Raw genomic sequence first — 20,044 nt, forward strand, 5'->3', positions numbered from 1 at the left:
GATTATACACACCCGTAACGACTCAAAGAAGGCAAGCGTCTTCGCCGGCAGGCTGCAAGCCCCGAGCCTCAAACCATAGTGCCAATGCATGATACCGATGTGCGCCCTTACGTGGCCTGCGCAAATGAAAACGGTTACAATCTGACCCACTTCAAATCCGTTACTTTCGCAATCAACCGGACGAAATGATGACCGAGACGCGCAAGCCCACTGCACTGATTATTCTCGACGGCTGGGGCCACCGGGACCCGGCTGAAGACAATGCCATTTCCAACGCCCAGACTCCGTTCTGGGACAAGCTCTGGCAGAATCAGCCCAAGGCCCTGATCAACACCTCAGGGATGTTTGTGGGCCTGCCCCAGGGCCAGATGGGCAACTCCGAAGTAGGCCACATGAACCTGGGTGCCGGCCGAGTGGTCTATCAAAGCCTGACGCGTATCGACAAAGACCTTGAAGACGGCAAGTTCCAGAGCAACGACGCCCTGTGCAACGCCATTGATAAAGCCGTAGCCAATGGCAAGGCCGTTCACATCATGGGCCTGTTGTCCCCCGGCGGCGTACACAGCCACGAGGACCATATGCTGGCTGCCGCAGAGGTTGCCGCGGCCCGTGGTGCCAAAGAGGTGTACATTCATGCGTTCCTGGACGGCCGCGACATGCCCCCGCGCAGTGCTCGCCCGTCCCTGGAAAAAGCCGCAACCAAAATGAAAGCCCTGGGCGTTGGCCGGGTGGCGACTATCGTGGGCCGCTACTTTGCCATGGACCGCGACAACCGCTGGGATCGGGTGGAAGCCGCTTACAACGCCATGACGTTGGGCGAGGCGGAATTCACGTTTGAAGATCCGCTCACCGCGCTGGATCAAGCCTATGAGCGGGGCGAAAACGACGAGTTCGTAAAAGCCACTCACATTCGCGCCGAAGGCCAGCCGGAAGGCACCATCAACGACGGCGATTCGGTACTGTTCATGAACTTCCGGGCCGACCGCGCACGGGAAATGACCCGCACCTTCGTGGAACAGGACTTCGACGGCTTTGACCGCCGAAAGCACCCGGCACTGGCCGACTTTGTCATGCTGACCGAGTACGCGGCAGACATCAAAACCTCCTGCGCCTACCCGCCGGAGCAGCTGAGCAACGGCCTGGGTGAATATATGGCCGCGCTTGGCAAGACCCAGTTGCGCATCGCTGAAACCGAAAAGTACGCCCACGTCACCTTCTTCTTCAACGGCGGCCTGGAAACCCCGTTTGAAGGCGAAGACCGCATTCTGGTGCCGTCCCCGAAAGTCGCCACCTACGACCTGCAGCCGGAAATGAGCGCACCGGAAGTCACCGACAAGCTGGTCGAAGCCATCAAGAGCGGCAAGTACGACCTGATCGTATGCAACTACGCCAACGGCGACATGGTTGGCCATACCGGCAAACTGGACGCCGCCATCAAAGCCGCTGAGTGCCTGGACCAGTGCGTGCAGCGGGTGGTGGAAGCTTTGGACGAGGTGGGCGGTGAAGCGCTGATTACCGCCGACCACGGCAACTGTGAGCAGATGACCGACCCGAACTCAGGCCAGCTGCACACCTCCCACACCATCGGCCCGGTGCCGCTGGTTTATACCGGCCACCGCAAGGTCACTCTCAAGGATGACGGCAGCCTGTGCGATATTGCACCGACCTTGCTCGCCCTGATGGGCGACGAAAAGCCAAAGGAAATGTCCGGGCACAGCCTGGTCGATTTCAGCTGATCCGGCTGCCGGAATACGTGTTCACGCGGCTCGCCATACTGGTAGTGGCCCTCATGCTGGGGGTCACGCCACTGCACGCCCAGCAGGAGGTCACGCCGGCCCAGGTCGAAGCGCTTAAAAAGCGTATCGCCACTATCGACAAATGGCTGGTCAGCGCCGAGAAGAACCGGTCCGACCTTGAAAAGCAGCTGGTTGCCACCGAACGCAGAATCAGCGACCTGACCCGTGAGCGCCGCGAACTTCGGGCCCGGGCGGATGAACAGCAGCAACGGCTTGGCGAACTGCAGACGCAGGAAAACGAACTGGCCGAGACCCTCGACAAACAACGGGACAGCCTGAAGAAACAAATACGCGCCGCCTGGATGGAAGGCGATGCACCAGCCCTGAAAGTTCTTCTTAATGAAATCGAGCCGGGCATGATCGCCCGCACCCTGACCTACTACGAATATCTCAGCAAAGATACCGTTGAACGGCTTGAAGCCTTCCTGGCCAGTCTTCAGGAACTCAAAGCCGCCCGCGCGGCTGTCCAGGCCAGCCGGGTGGAATTGGCGAAAACCGAAAGCAACCTTGAGCAGCGCCAGAAGCAACTGGCGGACACCCGCAAGGAGCGCGAGCAAACCCTGGCGGCCCTGAATGCCGACATCCGCACCCGCCGCGGCGAGCGGGATGATCTGGAGGCAGACCGCAAACGTCTGGAGCGGCTGCTGGAAGAGGTTCAGGAAGCCATTGCCAGCATTCCCGCCCCCAACGAGTCGCGCCCCTTCAAATCACTGCGTAACCGCCTGCCATGGCCGGTCCAGGGCCGGGTTGTGAGTAACTACGGTGCAACCTACGCCGATGGCAAGCTTCGCCGTAATGGCCTCATCATGAACACCTCGGAAGAAGCCGAGGTCAAAGCCGTGCACTACGGCCGCGTCGTTTTCGCCAACTGGCTTCGCGGTTTTGGTCTGATGACCATCATCGACCACGGCGACGGATATATGACATTGTATGGTCATAGCAGCAGCCTGTTCACCGCCCCCGGGGACTGGGTAGGTGCTGGCGAAACCATTGCCCTGGCCGGGCGCACCGGAGGCACGGAAGATCCGGCGGTGTATTTTGAAGTGCGCCAGAACGGCAAACCGGTCAACCCCCGCAGCTGGCTTGGCAAACCCTGAACCAAAGGGCTGACAAACACCGCGCCGGGCGCCATACTGTCGGGAGCCTAGCTGGTCCAACTTGCGGAAACACAACAGGATATGTGAATGAAACGGGTTAGAAGTACTCTCCAGATCTCACCACTACGCGCCATCGCACTTGCGACCTGTTGTCTGGCCGCCCCCGGACTGGCCCTGGCACAAGACCAGGAAGCCCAGACCCAGCAGATTCTGGAAGGCATCCAGAACGGCGAGCGGGTACAGATTCAGCTCCCTGACCCGGAAGAACAACTGCCCCTGGATGACCTGAGGAAGTTCACCGAAGTCTTCAGCCGCATTAAAGCCGCCTACGTGGAAGAAGTGTCAGACCGCAAACTCCTCGAAAGCGCCATCAAAGGCATGCTGTCTGACCTGGACCCCCACTCCACCTACCTTGCCCCCAAGGATTACGAGGAACTGGAAGAAAGCACCTCCGGTGAGTTTGGCGGTCTGGGCATTGAAGTGGGTATGGAAAACGGCTTTGTAAAAGTCATTGCACCCATTGACGACACCCCCGCTCACAAAGCCGGCGTACTGGCAGGTGACCTGATCATCAAACTGGACGAAAAGCCGGTCAAAGGCATGTCGCTTGAGGAAGCCGTGAAACTCATGCGCGGCAAACCGGGCACGGTACTGACCCTGACCATCATGCGGGAAGGCGAGAGCGCCCCGATCGAGATCGACGTTACCCGCGATGTCATCAAGGTAACCAGCGTTAAATCCCGGATGATTGAAAACGGTTACGGCTATGTGCGGATTACCCAGTTCCAGGCCGAAACAGGACGGCAGTTCCGCCAGGCCCTGACCAAACTGGAAGAAGAATATGGCGGCGACCTGGATGGCCTGATTATCGACGTTCGCAACAATCCCGGCGGCGTATTGCAGGCAGCCGTCGAAACCGCAGACGCCTTGCTGGATGAAGGGCTGATTGTTTACACCGAGGGGCGCATCCAGAGCTCGCGGCTTCGCTTCAGCGCCAAAGCCGGCGACATTATGGAAGGCACCCCCATCGTTGTTCTGATCAACGGTGGCTCGGCCTCCGCCTCCGAGATCCTGGCCGGTGCGCTGCAGGACCACGGCCGTGCGGTGATTATGGGCACCAAGTCGTTCGGCAAGGGCAGCGTGCAAACCGTTATCCCGCTGGACGAAACCCACGCTATCAAGATGACCACCGCCCGCTACTACACACCGGAAGGCCGCTCGATCCAGGCCACCGGCATCAAGCCAGACATCGAAGTTCGCCCCGCCGAGCTGACCGAACTTGACGGACGTCCCTTCTTTACCGAGGCAGACCTGAGCGGCCACCTGCAAGGTCAGGATGAAGAACAGGAACGCCTGGAACGGCAACAGCAAGCCGAAACTCCGGCTTCTGCAGCTGAGCGCGATTACCAGCTGCGTTCCGCGCTGAACCTACTGAAAGGCATGAACATTCTCAACCGGCGGGATCAGGGCAAAAATCAGTGAGGCTATTGAAAACCGTTATTCTGCTGGCCGGCTTGATGGTCGGGCCGGCAGTCTTTGCCGCGAGCCCCGGGGGAGATCAGTATCCCCCGACGATTGCTATTATCATCGATGATATGGGCCATAACCTGTACGAAGGGCAGCGGCTGGCGCAGATGGAACAGCCGCTGACACTGGCCTTCCTGCCCTTCCGCAAACACACTACCTCTCTCGCCAAGCTCGCCTATCAGCAGAACAAGGAAATCATGCTGCATGCGCCGATGGCCAATACCCGGCACTTTGGGCTGGGGCCCGGGGGGCTGACACCGGATATGGACGAAGCGACCCTGACCAAAACTCTGAGGCGCTCGCTGCAGTCCATTCCCCATGTCAGCGGGGTGAACAACCACATGGGCAGCCTGCTTACCCAGCAATTGCAGCCTATGGACTGGGTGATGAAGGAGCTTTACCGATACCCGGTGTATTTTGTTGACAGCCGTACCATCGCCAACTCAATCGCAGGGCAAGTGGCACAGGCCTACCAGATTCCCAGCCTGACCCGGGACGTATTCCTGGACCACGAACAAACCGAAGAGTTTGTGGACCAGCAGTTCCAGCTTCTGATCAAAACCGCCAAAGAAAAAGGCACGGCCATCGGCATCGGCCACCCTCACAAAGTGACTGTGGATTATCTGGAGAAGCACTTGCCGAAACTGGATGAACAGGGCATAGCCGTCGCGACCGTGAGCGGCATCTGGGCCATGCGTAATGGCAACCGGGAGATGTTTGCGGAAGGCGAGAAGCAGGCCATTCGGCCTGCCTACGCTAAAGGGGATTAATCCCGAACTTCGATACCCTGTGCCTTCATAAAGGCCTTGGCCTCGGGAATGGTGTGCTGACCGAAGTGGAAGATGGAGGCTGCCAGTACCGCATCGGCACCACCCTGAGTAACACCATCCGCCAGATGCTGCAGCTCACCCACACCACCTGAGGCAATCACCGGCACCGCCACGGCATCACTGATGGCTCGTGTCAGCCCCAGATCAAAACCGATCTTGGTGCCGTCGCGGTCCATGCTGGTCAGCAGCAGTTCACCCGCCCCCAGATCCACCATCTTTTTGGCCCATTCAACGGCATCCAGGCCGGTGGGCTTGCGGCCACCGTGGGTGAAGATTTCCCAGCGGGGTTCTTCGCCTTCTGCACTCACGCGCTTGGCGTCAATGGCGACCACGATGCACTGGCGACCAAAACGCTCGGCAGCTTCTTTCACGAATTCCGGATTGAAGACCGCAGCCGTGTTGATGGACACCTTGTCGGCACCAGCATTCAGCAGCTTGCGTATGTCGTCTACGGTGCGCACGCCGCCGCCCACGGTCAGCGGGATAAACACTTCTGCGGCCATGCGCTCTACGGTTTCGTAGGTGGTGTCGCGGCTTTCACTGCTGGCGGTGATGTCCAGGAAGGTGATTTCGTCCGCGCCCTGTTCGTTGTAGCGTCGGGCCACTTCAACAGGATCGCCGGCATCGCGGATATCCACGAAGTTGACGCCTTTAACCACGCGGCCTTTGTCGACGTCCAGGCAGGGAATGATGCGTTTTGCCAGTGCCATGATCTGTCCTCAGTTTTTCAGGCTGTCGCAGTAGGCTTGCGCTTCGGCCACATCCAGGGTGCCTTCGTAGATGGCACGGCCGGTGATGGCGCCGATCACGCCTTTGTCCGCTACGGTGGCCAGGCGCTTGAGGTCGTCCATGTTGGTGACGCCGCCGGAGGCGATCACCGGGATGCCGCCCTCTTCCGCCAGTTTGGCGGTGGCTTCCACATTCACGCCCTGCATCATGCCGTCGCGGGCGATGTCGGTATAAACAATGGAGGATACGCCGTCGTTGGCGAAGCGCTTGGCGAGGTCTACCGCCATGACTTCGGAGACTTCAGCCCAGCCGTCGGTGGCGACGCGGCCGTCTTTGGCGTCCAGGCCGACGATGATGTGGCCCGGGAATTCTTTGCACATTTCGGTGACGAATTCGGGCTCTTTAACGGCCTTGGTGCCGATGATGACCCACTGCACGCCGGCCTTGAGGTAGGCTTCGATGGTTTCGGCGGAGCGGATACCGCCGCCGATCTGGATGGGCAGGTTCGGGTATTTTACGGCAATGGCTTTGACAATTTCGCCGTTGACGGGTTCGCCGGCGAAAGCGCCGTTCAGGTCGACCAGGTGCAGGCGGCGGGCGCCGGCGTTGACCCATTTGGTGGCCATGTCTACGGGGTCGTCACCGAATACGGTGGAGTCTTCCATGCGGCCCTGGCGCAGTCTTACGCATTTGCCGTCTTTTAGATCGATAGCGGGGATGATTAGCATTTTGTTCTTCCTAATTAGAAAGCTGGACAAGGAGTTTGGCGCTCGCACTCTGGAGCAGGAAGGCCTTTCAGGGACACGCTGTGAATACATCCCTGTACGCTTGACTGCAGCATCCCTGCTGCAGACAGTCCCTGAAAGGCCTCCCTGCCCCAGAGCGCTACTATGTGCTTGCCTGCTTACTTTCCAGTCCAGTTCGTGAAGTTTTCCAGCAACTGCAGACCCGCCCGGGCGCTTTTTTCCGGGTGGAACTGCACTGCAAATATATTGTCTCTCGCCACCGCTGCCGCCAGGTCGACACCGTAACGGGTGCGGCCGGCCATGTCGGCGTTGCCTTCGGCTTCGGCGTAGTAGCTGTGTACAAAGTAGAAGCGGTCGCCGTCCGGGATGTTGTGCCAGAGCGGGTGGTCTACGGTGTGGTACACCTGGTTCCAGCCCATGTGGGGCACTTTCAGGCGTTCGCCGCTTTCGGTGAGGTTGTCACCGAAGTAGCGGACCTCGGACGGGAACAGGCCGATGCCTTCTACGCCGCCATTTTCTTCGCTGCGGGCCATCAGGGCCTGCATGCCGACGCAAATGCCGAGGAACGGACGGTCCTGAGAGACTTCTCTGACAAGCTCAACCACGCCCAAACGGTGCATTTCGGCCATGCAGTCACGGATGGCGCCAACGCCGGGCAGGATTACCCGGTCGGCTTCGCGGATTTTGGCGGCATCGTCTGTGACCAGTACGGTGCAGTCCGGGGCCACGTGCTCAACGGCTTTGCGCGCGGAGTGCAGATTGCCCATGCCGTAGTCGATGATGGCGACGGTCTTCATGGTGTGTCTGTTCCTTACGATGACCGTTTACAGGGAGCCTTTGGTAGACGGGGTGATGCCCGCCATGCGCTCGTCCATTTCAATCGCCATGCGCAGTGCGCGGCCGAAGGCTTTGAACACGGTTTCGATCTGGTGATGGGTGTTCTTGCCCTTCAGGTTGTCGATGTGCAGGGTCACCAAGGAATGGTTGACGAAGCCCTGGAAGAACTCTGCAAACAGGTCTACGTCAAAGCCACCCACGCTGGCGCGGGTGTAGGGTACATCCATAAGTAAACCGGGACGGCCCGACAGGTCGATCACCACGCGGGACAATGCTTCGTCCAGTGGCACGTAGGCATGGCCGTAGCGACGGATGCCTTTTTTGTCGCCAACAGCTTGTTTGAAAGCCTGACCAAGGGTGATGCCAATGTCTTCCACGGTGTGGTGGTCGTCGATGTGCAGGTCGCCCTTGCAGGTGATGTCCAGGTCTACCAGGCCGTGGCGGGCAATCTGGTCCATCATGTGCTCAAGGAAAGGCACACCGGTGTCAAAGTTGGCTTTGCCGGTGCCGTCGAGATTAATCTCGACAGTAATCTGGGTTTCAAGGGTATTGCGCTCTACCCGTGCCTTGCGTTCGGCCATGGAGACTCCGTCTAGAAAACAGGCTTGCTACTGTGAAAGTTCAATCCGCAGATTATACCCGTTAACACAGCCGGAGTCCCGCAACCGCGTCAATCGTCCTGATAGCTCAGAACGCCTTCTTCAGGTTAGCCATATAGGTGTCTACAAGGCTGTTAAACTCGTGCTTGATGACCGGGCTGATGGCCAGTTTGAGCAGGCTGGGCAGGGGCACCGTCAGCTGGGCGCTGGTCTGGAAGCGCACTTTGGTCGAGTTGTCGCCGTTGGCAGTGAGTGTCCAGGCACCGCTGACCACGCCGTTGCCTTCGCCTTTTACCGGCTCCCAGGTGATCTTGCCGTTGTCTTTGTCTGCGTGATAGGTACAGGCATACACAGACTGTATGGCATGCTTGTCGACACCCACTTTTTCCATTTCCCAGCGGTAGGCGTTACCACCGAGATCAACCAGCTTATCTACTTTCGGGAAGTGGCTGGCAGATTTGGGGACGTCTGCCAACAGATCGAATACTTCGTTATAGCCTGCCGGAATCTCCAGGTCCCGGTTCAGCTCAATCGATACGGTAATGGCCACAGCCGACTCCTTCTTGTGCTTATTTATCTGCCGGGCGTTCGCGCCGGCCTCGGAAAAGAGGGTATTTTGAACCAAGACTAACGCATTGTCATATTCCTGCACTGTTAATTTACTAACCCTGCGTTATCCTTTGGGTTATTCATCCGTAATAGTCAGGTACCACACCCTGCCGGGAAGACAAGGAACTCGTACCATGAAAGTTATTCGCTATGCGCTTTATGCCGTGATCGCCCTGATTGTGCTGGCGGTCGCCGCTGTTGCCATTGCCGTTGCCGTCATCAATCCGAATGATTACAAGCCCCAGATTGAGGCTGCGGTTGAGAAACACACCAACCTGGATCTAATTCTGGAAGGCGACATTGGCTGGTCTTTCATTCCTCTGGGCCTTGAGCTGAACGATGTCGAGGCCACTCTGGAAGGCGAGCGGCTGGTTGCGCTGGAGCGATTGGTTGCCCAGATCGATTTCTGGTCGCTGATTGCCATGGCGCCGCGGGTGAATACCTTCCTGCTGGACGGCCTGGATGCGCGACTGGTGGTGAACGAACAGGGCGAGGGTAACTGGACGCGAATCATGCCCGAAGGTGAACCCGCCGAGGCGCCTGAACCGGCGGCAGCGGAGCCAGACACAGCATCCGAGGAAGCCGCGGGCGGCGAGATGCTCGACTTCAACGTTGAAAACATCGAAATCACCAACGCCCGGATTCACTACAACGACCTGGGCACCGGCCAGTCTGTGACCCTGGAAGATTTCACGGTTTCCGCCAGCAACATCACCCTGGGCTCCGAATTCCCCCTCGATATTCGCTTCAAGGTCGAAACCGCCCAACCGCAATTTGCCGTTGATGGCAGTATCAGTGCCCGTGTGAATGCCAATCAGGCCCTGAACGAATTTGCGGTATCCGGCCTCAAAGCCGTCTTTGACATGAACGGCGAACCGTTCGGCGGCAAATCCGTGAAGGCGGAAGTGGCCGGCTCTCTGCAGGCTAACCTGGAGGAAGAAACCGCCTCTCTGAACGATTTCACTGCCAGCCTGGCTAACCTGAAGCTGAGCACCAACCTGAATATCAGGGGTTTCGGCGATCAGCCAGCACTGAATGGCCGCCTGGACATTGCCAGCTTCTCGCTCAAGCAACTCATGAGCAATCTGGGCCAGCCGGCAATAGAAACCGAAGATCCGGATGTGCTCAAAGCCATTGCACTGACCACCAACCTGGGCGGCCAGCCGGGCACCGTTGCCCTGAGCGACCTGAAAATCACCCTGGATGACACCACCTTCAACGGCGGCGGCAGCTACAACCTGACCAACGGCGGGCTGACCTTCAACCTGCAGGGCGACAAGATCAACGCCGACCGCTACCTCCCGCCAGCTACCGATGAAGATGAAGCGGCACCGCAGCAAACCGCCGAAGCGGGCCCGGAAGGCGACCTTCTGCCACTGGAAACCCTTCGTGACCTGCTGCTGGATATCGATTTTGGCCTGGGCGAGCTGATCATCAGCAACCTGACCATCAACGAGATCAAGGCCAGCACCACCGCCAAAGACGGCCTGCTGCAAGTGGATGAGTTCAGCGGCAAACTCTATGACGGCAGCTTCGGCGCCAACGTCACCATCGATGCCCGCACAGACAATCCGAAATGGCGGGTTCGTTCTAATGTGACCAATGTCAAAACCTTGCCGTTGCTTACCGACCTTGCCGAAGTAGACATGCTGTCCGGCGCGGCCAACCTGAAAGTGGCTGTCGACACCAACGGCAACCGCGTCTCTACCATGCGCAACAACGCCAAGGGCGAGATCAGCTTTAATCTGGCCGAGGGCATGCTGCGCAACATGAACCTGACACGCATGGCCTGCCAGGGCATTGCTCTGGCCAACCAGGAAACCCTGGGCACCACCGACTGGGGCACCCACACACCCTTCAACGATATGCGCGGCACCCTGAAAATTGATGGCAACACCCTGAACAACACCGACCTGGTTGCCGCACTCGCCGGTATGCACCTGGAAGGCGATGGCACGGTAGACATGGAGCAGAGCCAGCTGGATTACGAACTGGGACTCAGAATTGTCGGCGAGATTCACCGTGACAATGCCTGCCGGGTTACCGAATACGTTCAGAACGTGGTGATTCCGGTTGAATGCCGCGGCAATTTCGTTGAGAACCCCGCAGGCCTGTGCTCATTCGACGGTTCACGTTTCCGTGACACCCTCAAAGACATCGCCGCCAATGCGGCCCGAGCAAAGGTTCGGGAAGAGACCGATCGCGCCAAGCAGCGGGCCGAGGAGAAGGCTCGCGAGGAAATCGACAAGCGCCTGGGCGAAGATGGTGAGCGTGTGCGGGATGCCGTTCGGGGGCTGTTCAACCGATGAGCGACCGGTTCGCCGACCAGCTACTGGCGTGGTACGACCAACACGGCAGGCACAACCTCCCGTGGCACCATAACCGCAACGCCTACCGGGTGTGGGTCTCTGAGATCATGCTTCAGCAGACCCAGGTCACCACTGTCATCCCCTACTTCGAAGCTTTCATGGCGAGCTTTCCGGACGTGCATGCCCTGGCCGCCGCGCCAGAGGACGATGTGCTCAGCCACTGGTCCGGCCTGGGCTACTATGCCCGCGCCCGCAACCTGCACAAAGCCGCCAAACAGGTGGTTGAGGAATTCGGGGGCGAGTTCCCCTGCAACCAGGAGCAACTCGAATCCCTCACCGGCATTGGCCGCTCAACCGCTGCGGCCATCATTGCCCAGGCCTTCGGAAAACGGGCCACCATTCTGGATGGCAATGTAAAACGGGTTCTCGCCCGCTATCACGCTGTACCCGGCTGGCCCGGGCAAACCCAGGTGCTCAACACACTCTGGGAACACGCCGAAACACATACGCCCGATGACCGGGCCAGAGACTACACCCAGGCCATCATGGACCTGGGCGCCATGGTGTGCACCCGCAGCAAACCCGCCTGCGACTCCTGCCCGATCAGTGATGGCTGTGCAGCCAGGGCGCGCAATGAGGTAAAACTTTACCCAGGCTCAAAGCCGAAAAAAGCCAAACCGGAAAAAACCACCTGGATGCTGATTTTGGAAGACGGCGAAGGCCGCATCCTGCTGGAGCGCCGGCCACCCAGCGGCATCTGGGGCGGTCTGTGGAGCCTGCCGGAGCTGGACCCGGCCTACGGCTCAGAAGAGCTGCAGGACGCCTGTGAGAAAGAATTGGGTATCACCTGCCAGGACCCGGACCTGATCAGCGGCTTTCGGCATACGTTCAGCCATTACCACCTGCACATCCAACCCGCGCGACTGCCAGTCATAGACGTATCCGGCATCGCCGATTCCGACAGGCACCGCTGGCTGCATCGTGATGAAGCATTGTCTCTGGGCTTGCCTGCCCCTATTCGCACCCTGCTGACAGAACCGGAGCAAGCCGCCCTGCTCTGACCCCAGCAATTGCCGATGCTCAAGTCACACCCGGAACTGATCTGTTATCATTCGCCAAACTGAACATCAACACAGGAGCCGCCATGAGCCGCACCGTATTCTGCCGCAAATACCAGAAAGAAATGGAAGGCCTGGCCATGCCCCCCATGCCCGGCCCCAAAGGCCAGGAGATCTATGACAACGTCTCCAGGCAGGCCTGGGAAGAATGGCAGAACCAGCAGACCATGCTGATCAACGAAAAGCACCTGAGCATGATGGACCCGAACAACCGGAAATACCTTCAGGCACAGATGGAACGCTTCTTCAACAACGAGCCATTCGACAAGGCCGAGGGCTACGTTCCACCGGAAAAATAGTCAAACTGATCAAGGCCTGAACAACCGGAAAAGATTCTGAAAATTTTTGCCGGGCGGCCTTGACTACCCAACCCTAAACCGGTTTAATAGCGCCCCGTTGCAGCACATAGCTCAACACGCCCGGATAGCTCAGTTGGTAGAGCAGGGGATTGAAAATCCCCGTGTCGGTGGTTCGATTCCGCCTCCGGGCACCAAGATTCAACGACTTAGCCCGCCTTGCGCGGGCTTTGTTGTTTCTGGTGTCCACGAAGTGTCCACGCGACTCATAACTGGCGGATAAACTTAATATCCTCACCGGTCAACCTCTCGTCCTCTCGGAGATCTTCCAACGAATATTCACCTAGATAGGCGAACTTTAATATGGTGGCGAAAACGTGCTCTTGATTATCAGCAATGTCGTTATCCAGGGAATAATCAAGAACTAACGCCCTTATCGGAAGAGAAGCCCGAACGCTGAGAGATGCCACTCTCAGTGCATGCTTGGTAGCTGATAAATGGTGCTTATCTATAACTCGCTCCCTAGCTTCTTTCGCAGCATGAACTGCTGATGCCAGGGAATCCAGATCACTCCAATTTTCATCTATCCAATCGGAATTGAATTCACCGCTTTTACAAACCTCCCTGACCCGACTGCATACTGAATAAATATGACTCAGGAAATACTGAACGTCACTAAGCTGGTCTCGAGACGAACTGTCAAAGCCTTGGCGAATCATGCCGATACTAGCTACTACCACCGCAAAAGCACTTAAAACACTGGCCTGATAAAATCGATAATCGTCGACTGTCGAAGCGCTCATAGCGAAATAAAACACGACACCGAGAAAAGGACCAAACATGATAAAGAAAAAAACGGCGAAAAGTGCGACCATTCTCTTTGCGTAAGTAGAGCGCTCCAAACCATCCTCCAAAGCTAAAAAACTGTGTACTCAAGCACTTGCATAATGTGCTCTTGCGAAAGGTGAGAATACCTCATTGTCAGCTTAATGTCTGAATGTCCTAGTATTTTTTGCAGAGTCAGTATGTCTCCACCCTTCATGACGAAGTGACTGGCGAAGGTGTGACGGCAGACGTGCGTGAGCTGGCCTCTGGGAAGGTCAATTTCCGCTCTCTCTATGGCTTTCCGAAATGCAGCGCTGCAGCTGACGAAGGGCACTTCTTCTATTAACTCTTCATAGAGCTGCTTTGAAATAGGAACGCTCCTGGACTTGCCGGATTTCGTGTAGTTGTAGGTCACCCGGTGTGGCGTGAAATTCGACTTCGTGACCCCTTCTGCTTCTGACCACCTGGCGCCAGTTGCGAGAGCCAATCGGGTGACATGGTAGAGACTGGGATTTGATGATGCCTGGCATTCTTCCAGAAGTCGTTTTATCTGTTCCTGGTCTAGAAATGACAACTCCTGTTCGTCCAACTTGAACTTACGCAGTTTCTTTAGCGGGTTCTCATGGCTCCACTCACCCTGCCGGATCAGCTCATTGAATACGGCACTCAGGTAGGTGTGCTCATGGTTGAGTGTGTTCTCCCCTACTCCGTCGTTTTCCATCCTGATTCTTCGATAGGTGGCGAAGTCCGACACTTTGAAACTGGTTGCCCTGGGATTTCGCAGGCGTTGCGCTATGTCATCCAGCTTCTTTTTCCGGCTGGCACCGTCTTTCAGGGTATGTCCATGAGAGTCGTACCATTGCTGAATCAGATCTGTAAGGCGCCGGCGATCCTTTGAAGGATTCCAGACCTGGTCCTCAGATTTCCGTAGCAACAAATGTTGTTCATAGCGCTTGGCTTCGGCCTTGCTGTCGAAACTCTTTCTGATGCGCTTTGAGCCGCGTCCATCCTGTCGAATATCGACCTGCCATCGTCCTGAAGGTAGCTTTTTGATCATGCTGCCACCTTGGTCAATAGTCGTCGTTTGGTGAGTCTGTCTTGGACGAGCTGGAAGAGTTCGTTTTCGTAGATTTCCCGTCGTCGGTAGTAATTACACAAGTCCTCCCAGAGTCCGGATTTCTTGAGGCAATCCCAGGCCTGTCTGGCGTTAAATCGGTTGCGCGCATAGATGCTCAGGAGATTGCCGAAGGCCAGGGAGACGTTCTTTTCGTTGCCGCAACCGGGTTCCTTTTTTGCGCGTTTGTAGAGCAGATCCGGGGCGCTGTAACCAAAGCCAATGTCGTCGCGGAGTTTCGTCCAGATGGGGTGGCACCATTCGCGTTTGACTTCGTAGCGGTTGGATTTCAGGGCGTACTGCCACAGGCCGGTGAGGTGCGGTACCGCGTCCATGAAGGTGTAGATGGGTTTCATGCCACTGGTACCCTGGGAGATCTCGTTCACGATGCGGTGATGGAACCGGATTTCCAGGCGCCAGACCGGAATGGTTGGGTCATAGCAGGTGTCCGGGAAGGTGTCTTCGTTCACGGCGCATTCCCAGATGTTTTCCATGAAGGCGCGCTTGTCGCTGACGTCGATTTCTTTAGATTTGTCGTAGAGGCACACCTGCAGGCTGTTGGCTTTGCCGAAGGTGTAGGTTTCGCCGCGTCCGTTGATGGTGGCACCGTCGAGGCCTTTGAATACCAGGTCACTGAGGCCGTTGTGGACGCTGATGGTTTTGGCGCGGGTGACGAAGTGGCTGGCAAAGTCTTGGGGTGGTTCCCAGCCCTGGAAGTCGACGGCCAGGTGTAGGGCGATGCCGACGGGTTTGATGCCGGTCAGGAAGTACATGCCCCACTCTGCCAACTCGTCGTGTATCTGCTGGCTGGAGCGTTCATAGAGCCATCTGGGGGAGGTTTCAATTTTAACGTGGGTGCCGGGGTTGTCGGGTTCGGCGTAGAAGTTCTGCAGGAGGATGGTCAGGCCGTATTCCCGGTTTTGCAGGATGTATTTGAAGCCACCGCGTCTGCCGGACTGGACTTTGAACTCTATGTCTTTGACGGTGATGGTGGCGTCGTAGCTTTCGTTGTAGGCCTCGACGATCTGGGCCAGGGGTTCGGGTTTGAGTCTTCCCTCAAACAGTTGCCTGACGGTGTCTACGCCGGTCCAGAGTACGTTAACGTCCTGCAGATTGACCTGCTGACCTTCCGGGCCGATGAACAGATCCCCTTTGCCGATTTCTCCGGTTCGGATGTCCATTCTTTCAAAGTCTTTGATTTTCATCTGTGGCCTTCTGTGGATGTCTGTGGTGTTAAATCGACTGTCGTCGTTTTCTATGAGACGTGTTACAGGGACGTCTCTGGGGCTTCGCCCCGGCAGCGCCTTCGCGCTTGCTCCTCGCGCATCGTCGCTAGCGCTCCGCCGCTGCCGGGGCTTGTGTGGTGCTAATCAGGGGCGGGAACATCGCCGGTTCAACGGTTGGCCGTGGTTCAGGCTCATGGCTGCGCATTCGTTGGCAGTACAGCTCCTGGACGGGCTCTCCTTCCCACCAGAGCTGGCCATGACACCGCCTGAGGTACAGGACGCGGTAGCCGTAGCTGGCCAAATCGTGTTGGGTGAGCGCAAATTCACCTTGCAGGTCTTTGCCCTGGAACAGGTAGAGACGGTTAACGCTGCCGGAGATGCGCAGCTCAACATCGGCGAAGGGGTGTTCCAGGTGCTGGCGTGAGTCCGGTGCGTTCTGTTGGTAGGGGGTGTTTCGTCGGCTCTGGGCTGAGTTCAGAGTACGCTCAGGCGGGCGATCAGTCGGAACGCGGCTCCCATCAAGACCATCAGGGTCAGGGCGACCATCAAGCGTATCAGTCTGTGGAACAGCCACCGGATCACCGGAGAAGCGCGCTTTTTCACGCTCAATGATAGTGTTCGCAGAGTAGCCGAGATAACCAAGGCAAATGACGATAGTAAGAACGACCATCTGTAGCTTTCGATCCGCAAGCATTGAATGACCCCCGACCACCCCTTTGGCCTTGCCGGTTTTGGTCGATTGGTAGCATTGGAAGACGCGGAGGTCGACCTTGTACTCTTTTGGGACACCGATGCTATGGGAGGTAGCTTTTCCGCTGTTTTCAGGGTCATGTTCGAGTTCCCTCCATCTGTTTTTCTTCCAGGGCACGATGTGCCCCATTTGCCAGTGTCGAAATGCCTGTTGGGCGCTTTGGCGTATTTCTTTGTGGATCTTGGCAATGTTGGGGGTGCATAAAAAGAGGTCCCAGTTGTAGTGCCGGTGCATGTCGAAGGCCAGGAGAACGTCGGCGGGGCGGTTGTCGCGTTGGGCAGCCTCTTTGCCGCCGGGGTAGTCCAGGTGTTCGATTTTGAAATCCCGTCGTGCAGCCGGGTACACGGCCTGGGCTTCGTCCAGGACGATCAGGGCGCCGATCGGGGCCCAGTGGAACCACCTTGCGGCGTATTCGAGGGCGTCCCGGGTTTCGGTTTCGAGGTTGATGATTCGGGATTCGGGGCCGCAGGTGACGCCAAAGGCTTCTTCTACCCGTTCGATGGAGTCCAGGCCACGGATGTTGGTGACGACGCAGCGGCCGTCGGGGTAATCGCTGTCTTCGCCGGTCAGGGCGGGGATAACGTAGCGCTGGACGACGCCGGCGGATTTGTAGGAGCCGGGCGGGCCGTGGTGGATGTTGATGGTCATTTAAACACTCCCATGACGTACCGGGTCAGGTGGGCGTTGAGGATGATGTTGAGGGCCTCGGGGATTTTAAAGAAGGTCAGCGCGCCCATGACTTTGGAGTCGATGGAGCCCCAATACTGGTTGATGGTGGCGGAGATGTTGAGTTGGTTGAGGACTTCCTGGGCCACTTCCCAGGAGAAGCCAACGAAGTAGATTTTGGCTTTGGTGACCCAGATGACGTACCACGCGGAGACTTTGACGAGTATGTCGGTGGCAAAGTCGGAGAGGCTTTCGAAGAAGATCCAGATTGAGTCGAAAAAGTTAGCGATGAATTCCATCAGTCTTTTGCTCCCATGATGATGCCGAGTGCCAGGAATGTCGCCGCAAACAGGATGATCGTTCCAATGATGGAAAGATCCGCCCCGAACCTTGACAGTCCAGCGTTGAAGGTATGGCCAAACAGGGTTATTTCGTTGTCTTCAAGGCCCCCTGATCCGGTAAAGGAGCCAAAAGCGGCGCTCATTTCGGCGCGGATGTTGGCGATGAGGTTTTCGTATTCGCCCTGGATGGCGTTGAGTTCTTCGAGGCCGTCGCCGACTTCGAGGGTAATGGGGTCGCCGCTCCAGGTGACGGGGTTTTCTTGTTCCCCATCGCCATCACCGTTGCCATCTCCGTTGCCGCCACTGCCTCCCCCACCGCCGGGGATGTTGCCGATGGCGTCTTTAATGGCGCCGGTGCCGTCCTGGATTTGTTTGCCGATGCCTTTGAGGGTTTCGTTGATGTTGTTGGTGTTGTTGTTGCCTCGGTTCAGCAGTTCCTGGATTTTGCTGAGCTGGTTGGTGATGCCGGTGATGTCGCCTTCTCCATCTCCGTCACTGTCGCCGTTCATGGCGTCGTGGAGGTCTTCGGGGGTGGCGTCGGGGTTGCGGATTTCACCACACTGGAAGGAGATGCCGTTTTTGCCCATGATCACGGCGGAGCCCCCAGGGCATTGGGGCGGGTTGGTTTCGGCGGGGAAGCAGGAGGCTTTGTAGCTGCCGTCGCTCTGTTCCATGAAGCCGTAGGAGGAGCCGGTGGGGCATTGGTTTTCGGGGGTGCCGCAGACCAGGGCGGCTTCTCCACCGTAGCCGATCACGCCTTTGAATTCGGGGTGGTCAGGGCCGCATTCGGGTTGTTCGGGGTCTTCGGGTTCGATGTCCAGGAGGCATTTGCTGTCAAGGGAGCCCTGGGCGCATTCGTTGACACAGTAGGCGCCCTGGCTGGTGGTCACTTCGTATTTGTCGAGGTACTGGCATTCGTTGGGTTCGCGGTTGCGCATGCATTCGAAACCCGCCTCAAACGGCTGACCTAACGCGTAGGGTCCCTGGGCTCTAATGTAGCCGGCATAGCAGGTTCCGCAGACAGGGCCGTCGATAGAGCCACCTGGTTCGTGAGTCAGTACCTCTTCGCAAACCGGGAAAGGCGCATGATAGACACGATAATTGTTTGTTTTGGTGAAGCTGCCCTCTTCTTCAATAATCTGATAACAATACCGGTCAGGCCGGCTTTGCTGGCAAGACGATAGCGCAGAATCCCAAGGTGGCTGATAGACGCCGGGGCTGCAGCCAGAGACTTGGCACGTGTAGGCTGTCGTCCACAAAACGGAGCCGTCAAGTTTTTCGGACTCCTGACCGGCATAAGATAGCAGCGGAACACTGAGCAGTAGCATCAAACGTAATTGGGCGGATAAACGCATAGCCTTCACCAACTAAAAAGGGCCGGAATCCGGCCCTTACACAGTCCGGTAGCCGGACACAAGACAGCCTACCCAGAGGCAGGCTATCAGGACGCTGGTCAGCATTTACCGGTTCATGAGGCGCAGGACGATGCCTACACCCATGACTACGGCTGCCAGGGCAATGACGGCGGCTACCGCTGCTCCGGCGTTGGTGATGCCGTCCTCTTTCGCTGCGTCGATGGCAGCGCTGTGGTCTGCCGCAAAGGCCACCACGGAGGAGGTGGCTGCGGAGAGCGCAACGCCCACTTTGGCGACGCCTTTGCCGAAGCGCGAGCGGGCCATTGCCCAGGTCTTACCTTGGTTTTGCTTTTCCATTTCGATAACTTCGTTCATGTTGAATACCTCACGTTTTACGCATTATTTGAACGACCCTTCCGGCACTGACTCCAATGACGAATAAGGTCAGGGCTACTCCTGACACGACTCCGATGATGGCGGGGTCGGGGGCCAGGTATTCCTGAAACAGGACGTCTACGTCCTGGTAAGGAATGCTGTGTAAGGTGCCAGTGCATTCAATGCCCTGGGCGCCTTGTATCCATTCACCTTCGCAGGTGATGACGTTCATGGCCGGTTACCCAGCGGGTGTCCGGCGTCGATGCCGCTGGCCTGTTCCGTAGGGCAGCCGTGGTGTTCCAGGTAGGTGTCCACGTTCTCTGCAACGAGAAACGTCATGACTGCCATTCCGCAGAAAAGGCCCAGTACGAAAACTGCTAGGAGTTTTCCGGCCCAACTGAGGGTGAGAAACCTGTCCACGGTGCCCTACTCCTTACGCCGCCGGCTTTTTGGTTTGGTCCTGGGGCCGCAGCTCCAGGGCTTTGAAGGTGACTTTTCCGCCCTGCCCGGCTTTCATCTGGGCTTTGACGGTGAACATGGCCGGGAGGCGGTCAGCGTGGTTTCTGAGTTGGTCGATGTGCTTGTAGTCGCAGGCGATTTTCATGACTTCGTTACCAACGCGGTTGTCGTCGTCTGCTTCTGCAGGAGCGTATGCCCACAAGGAGCCGCCTTTATTGCCGTCGATGTCGTAGCGGGTGGCGCCGATGACCATCAGGTTCAGGTGGTTTTCCATGGTGTTTGTCCTCTTGGTTTCGTTTGGGTGTTGCTTTGGTTGCGTTATCCGGCTGGGCCGGGGGTTTACTTCGGTTACTGACGTTTCGGGTTCTGCTTGGGAAAGGTCAGTTGATTCTGGTTTGCGACCCCTTCGGGGCGGGCTCTACTCGCTGCGCTCCTGGAC

Annotated in this window: 21 protein-coding genes and 1 tRNA gene; 8 read left to right on the forward strand and 14 right to left on the reverse strand. The window is 57.6% G+C overall.

The window, feature by feature from the left end; translation table 11 throughout:
• The first annotated feature begins 188 nt into the window (after nucleotides 1–188).
• The 4 genes from gpmI (at nucleotide 189) to ACNSOI_RS16030 (ending at nucleotide 5,190) form a co-directional block, all read left to right on the forward strand.
• Nucleotides 189–1,736 carry a 2,3-bisphosphoglycerate-independent phosphoglycerate mutase gene (gpmI, locus tag ACNSOI_RS16015; RefSeq protein ID WP_420195730.1) on the forward strand — a complete coding sequence of 516 codons (1,548 nt, stop codon included), beginning with the start codon at nucleotides 189–191 and terminating at the stop codon, nucleotides 1,734–1,736.
• 53 nt (nucleotides 1,737–1,789) lie between these two features.
• Nucleotides 1,790–2,893 carry a murein hydrolase activator EnvC family protein gene (locus tag ACNSOI_RS16020; protein ID WP_106695143.1) on the forward strand — a complete coding sequence of 368 codons (1,104 nt, stop codon included), beginning with the start codon at nucleotides 1,790–1,792 and terminating at the stop codon, nucleotides 2,891–2,893.
• A gap of 87 nt (nucleotides 2,894–2,980) precedes the next feature.
• Nucleotides 2,981–4,375 (forward strand): S41 family peptidase, encoded by a 1,395-nt coding sequence (locus ACNSOI_RS16025; protein WP_106694644.1) that lies wholly within the window; start codon nucleotides 2,981–2,983, stop codon nucleotides 4,373–4,375.
• Between the two features lie 35 nt (nucleotides 4,376–4,410).
• Nucleotides 4,411–5,190 carry a divergent polysaccharide deacetylase family protein gene (locus ACNSOI_RS16030; RefSeq protein WP_152439683.1) on the forward strand — a complete coding sequence of 260 codons (780 nt, stop codon included), beginning with the start codon at nucleotides 4,411–4,413 and terminating at the stop codon, nucleotides 5,188–5,190.
• Here ACNSOI_RS16030 and hisF read toward each other — a convergent pair.
• From hisF to ACNSOI_RS16055, 5 genes are all read right to left on the reverse strand, one after another.
• Nucleotides 5,187–5,960 carry an imidazole glycerol phosphate synthase subunit HisF gene (gene hisF / locus ACNSOI_RS16035; RefSeq protein ID WP_072676352.1) on the reverse strand — a complete coding sequence of 258 codons (774 nt, stop codon included), beginning with the start codon at nucleotides 5,958–5,960 and terminating at the stop codon, nucleotides 5,187–5,189. The genes ACNSOI_RS16030 and hisF overlap by 4 nt on opposite strands.
• A gap of 9 nt (nucleotides 5,961–5,969) precedes the next feature.
• On the reverse strand, nucleotides 5,970–6,707 hold the full coding sequence (gene hisA, locus ACNSOI_RS16040) for a 1-(5-phosphoribosyl)-5-[(5-phosphoribosylamino)methylideneamino]imidazole-4-carboxamide isomerase (RefSeq protein WP_152439019.1): 738 nt from the start codon (nucleotides 6,705–6,707) through the stop codon (nucleotides 5,970–5,972).
• Between the two features lie 176 nt (nucleotides 6,708–6,883).
• On the reverse strand, nucleotides 6,884–7,522 hold the full coding sequence (gene hisH, locus ACNSOI_RS16045) for an imidazole glycerol phosphate synthase subunit HisH (protein ID WP_420194525.1): 639 nt from the start codon (nucleotides 7,520–7,522) through the stop codon (nucleotides 6,884–6,886).
• 27 nt (nucleotides 7,523–7,549) lie between these two features.
• Entirely contained in the window at nucleotides 7,550–8,143 is a 594-nt protein-coding gene (gene hisB / locus ACNSOI_RS16050; protein ID WP_420194526.1) for an imidazoleglycerol-phosphate dehydratase HisB, read from the reverse strand.
• A gap of 106 nt (nucleotides 8,144–8,249) precedes the next feature.
• Entirely contained in the window at nucleotides 8,250–8,711 is a 462-nt protein-coding gene (locus ACNSOI_RS16055) for an SRPBCC family protein (protein WP_420194527.1), read from the reverse strand.
• Nucleotides 8,712–8,904: 193 nt separating this feature from the next.
• On the opposite strand from ACNSOI_RS16055, the gene ACNSOI_RS16060 reads away from it, so the two are divergent.
• The 4 genes from ACNSOI_RS16060 (at nucleotide 8,905) to ACNSOI_RS16075 (ending at nucleotide 12,690) form a co-directional block, all read left to right on the forward strand.
• The gene (locus tag ACNSOI_RS16060) at nucleotides 8,905–11,079 is read left to right on the forward strand and encodes an AsmA family protein (RefSeq protein ID WP_420194528.1); all 2,175 of its coding nucleotides are present in this window, start codon (nucleotides 8,905–8,907) and stop codon (nucleotides 11,077–11,079) included.
• Complete coding sequence (gene mutY / locus ACNSOI_RS16065) at nucleotides 11,076–12,140, forward strand: A/G-specific adenine glycosylase (protein ID WP_420194529.1); 1,065 nt, start codon at nucleotides 11,076–11,078, stop codon at nucleotides 12,138–12,140. Before ACNSOI_RS16060 ends, mutY begins: the two co-directional genes overlap by 4 nt.
• Before the next feature lie 83 nt (nucleotides 12,141–12,223).
• Complete coding sequence (locus tag ACNSOI_RS16070; RefSeq protein WP_061332992.1) at nucleotides 12,224–12,496, forward strand: oxidative damage protection protein; 273 nt, start codon at nucleotides 12,224–12,226, stop codon at nucleotides 12,494–12,496.
• 118 nt (nucleotides 12,497–12,614) lie between these two features.
• A tRNA-Phe gene (locus ACNSOI_RS16075) sits at nucleotides 12,615–12,690 on the forward strand.
• A gap of 69 nt (nucleotides 12,691–12,759) precedes the next feature.
• Here ACNSOI_RS16075 and ACNSOI_RS16080 read toward each other — a convergent pair.
• The 9 genes from ACNSOI_RS16080 to ACNSOI_RS16120 form a co-directional block, all read right to left on the reverse strand.
• Complete coding sequence (locus ACNSOI_RS16080) at nucleotides 12,760–13,395, reverse strand: hypothetical protein (protein ID WP_420194530.1); 636 nt, start codon at nucleotides 13,393–13,395, stop codon at nucleotides 12,760–12,762.
• Between the two features lie 14 nt (nucleotides 13,396–13,409).
• On the reverse strand, nucleotides 13,410–14,375 hold the full coding sequence (locus ACNSOI_RS16085; RefSeq protein WP_420194531.1) for a phage integrase: 966 nt from the start codon (nucleotides 14,373–14,375) through the stop codon (nucleotides 13,410–13,412).
• A complete protein-coding gene (locus ACNSOI_RS16090; RefSeq protein WP_420194532.1) occupies nucleotides 14,372–15,637 on the reverse strand; it encodes a hypothetical protein in 1,266 nt (421 codons plus the stop codon). Before ACNSOI_RS16090 ends, ACNSOI_RS16085 begins: the two co-directional genes overlap by 4 nt.
• A gap of 127 nt (nucleotides 15,638–15,764) precedes the next feature.
• Nucleotides 15,765–17,057, reverse strand: coding sequence for a zonular occludens toxin family protein (locus ACNSOI_RS16095; RefSeq protein ID WP_420194533.1), 1,293 nt, complete (start codon nucleotides 17,055–17,057; stop codon nucleotides 15,765–15,767).
• Entirely contained in the window at nucleotides 17,054–17,374 is a 321-nt protein-coding gene (locus tag ACNSOI_RS16100; RefSeq protein WP_106693793.1) for a DUF2523 family protein, read from the reverse strand. Before ACNSOI_RS16100 ends, ACNSOI_RS16095 begins: the two co-directional genes overlap by 4 nt.
• Nucleotides 17,374–18,354: a hypothetical protein gene (locus tag ACNSOI_RS16105; protein ID WP_420194534.1), complete on the reverse strand. Its 981-nt coding sequence runs from the start codon at nucleotides 18,352–18,354 to the stop codon at nucleotides 17,374–17,376. Before ACNSOI_RS16105 ends, ACNSOI_RS16100 begins: the two co-directional genes overlap by 1 nt.
• Nucleotides 18,355–18,876: 522 nt before the next feature.
• Nucleotides 18,877–19,146 (reverse strand): hypothetical protein, encoded by a 270-nt coding sequence (locus tag ACNSOI_RS16110; protein WP_106693791.1) that lies wholly within the window; start codon nucleotides 19,144–19,146, stop codon nucleotides 18,877–18,879.
• Between the two features lie 10 nt (nucleotides 19,147–19,156).
• Entirely contained in the window at nucleotides 19,157–19,378 is a 222-nt protein-coding gene (locus tag ACNSOI_RS16115) for a hypothetical protein (protein WP_106693790.1), read from the reverse strand.
• A 201-nt stretch (nucleotides 19,379–19,579) separates the two neighbouring features.
• Nucleotides 19,580–19,879: a hypothetical protein gene (locus tag ACNSOI_RS16120; RefSeq protein ID WP_106693789.1), complete on the reverse strand. Its 300-nt coding sequence runs from the start codon at nucleotides 19,877–19,879 to the stop codon at nucleotides 19,580–19,582.
• Nucleotides 19,880–20,044: the final 165 nt, after the last annotated feature.

It is taken from the genome of Marinobacter sp. GH_1 (genome assembly GCF_048595985.1).
Taxonomy (GTDB): domain Bacteria; phylum Pseudomonadota; class Gammaproteobacteria; order Pseudomonadales; family Oleiphilaceae; genus Marinobacter; species Marinobacter shengliensis.

Bases quoted from the DNA above. Each gene is read 5' to 3' on its own strand.
- ACNSOI_RS16100 (WP_106693793.1), bottom strand. From the start codon at position 17,374: ATGGAATTCATCGCTAACTTTTTCGACTCAATCTGGATCTTCTTCGAA.
- ACNSOI_RS16120 (WP_106693789.1), bottom strand. From the start codon at position 19,879: ATGGAAAACCACCTGAACCTGATGGTCATCGGCGCCACCCGCTACGAC.
- gpmI (WP_420195730.1), top strand. From the start codon at position 189: ATGACCGAGACGCGCAAGCCCACTGCACTGATTATTCTCGACGGCTGG.
- hisB (WP_420194526.1), bottom strand. From the start codon at position 8,143: ATGGCCGAACGCAAGGCACGGGTAGAGCGCAATACCCTTGAAACCCAG.
- ACNSOI_RS16090 (WP_420194532.1), bottom strand. From the start codon at position 15,637: ATGAAAATCAAAGACTTTGAAAGAATGGACATCCGAACCGGAGAAATC.
- hisH (WP_420194525.1), bottom strand. From the start codon at position 7,522: ATGAAGACCGTCGCCATCATCGACTACGGCATGGGCAATCTGCACTCC.
- ACNSOI_RS16030 (WP_152439683.1), top strand. From the start codon at position 4,411: ATGGTCGGGCCGGCAGTCTTTGCCGCGAGCCCCGGGGGAGATCAGTAT.
- ACNSOI_RS16025 (WP_106694644.1), top strand. From the start codon at position 2,981: ATGAAACGGGTTAGAAGTACTCTCCAGATCTCACCACTACGCGCCATC.
- ACNSOI_RS16105 (WP_420194534.1), bottom strand. From the start codon at position 18,354: ATGCGCAACCGCGAACCCAACGAATGCCAGTACCTCGACAAATACGAA.
- ACNSOI_RS16095 (WP_420194533.1), bottom strand. From the start codon at position 17,057: ATGACCATCAACATCCACCACGGCCCGCCCGGCTCCTACAAATCCGCC.
- ACNSOI_RS16110 (WP_106693791.1), bottom strand. From the start codon at position 19,146: ATGAACGAAGTTATCGAAATGGAAAAGCAAAACCAAGGTAAGACCTGG.
- ACNSOI_RS16085 (WP_420194531.1), bottom strand. From the start codon at position 14,375: ATGATCAAAAAGCTACCTTCAGGACGATGGCAGGTCGATATTCGACAG.
- ACNSOI_RS16060 (WP_420194528.1), top strand. From the start codon at position 8,905: ATGAAAGTTATTCGCTATGCGCTTTATGCCGTGATCGCCCTGATTGTG.
- hisA (WP_152439019.1), bottom strand. From the start codon at position 6,707: ATGCTAATCATCCCCGCTATCGATCTAAAAGACGGCAAATGCGTAAGA.
- hisF (WP_072676352.1), bottom strand. From the start codon at position 5,960: ATGGCACTGGCAAAACGCATCATTCCCTGCCTGGACGTCGACAAAGGC.
- mutY (WP_420194529.1), top strand. From the start codon at position 11,076: ATGAGCGACCGGTTCGCCGACCAGCTACTGGCGTGGTACGACCAACAC.
- ACNSOI_RS16070 (WP_061332992.1), top strand. From the start codon at position 12,224: ATGAGCCGCACCGTATTCTGCCGCAAATACCAGAAAGAAATGGAAGGC.
- ACNSOI_RS16115 (WP_106693790.1), bottom strand. From the start codon at position 19,378: ATGAACGTCATCACCTGCGAAGGTGAATGGATACAAGGCGCCCAGGGC.
- ACNSOI_RS16020 (WP_106695143.1), top strand. From the start codon at position 1,790: ATGCTGGGGGTCACGCCACTGCACGCCCAGCAGGAGGTCACGCCGGCC.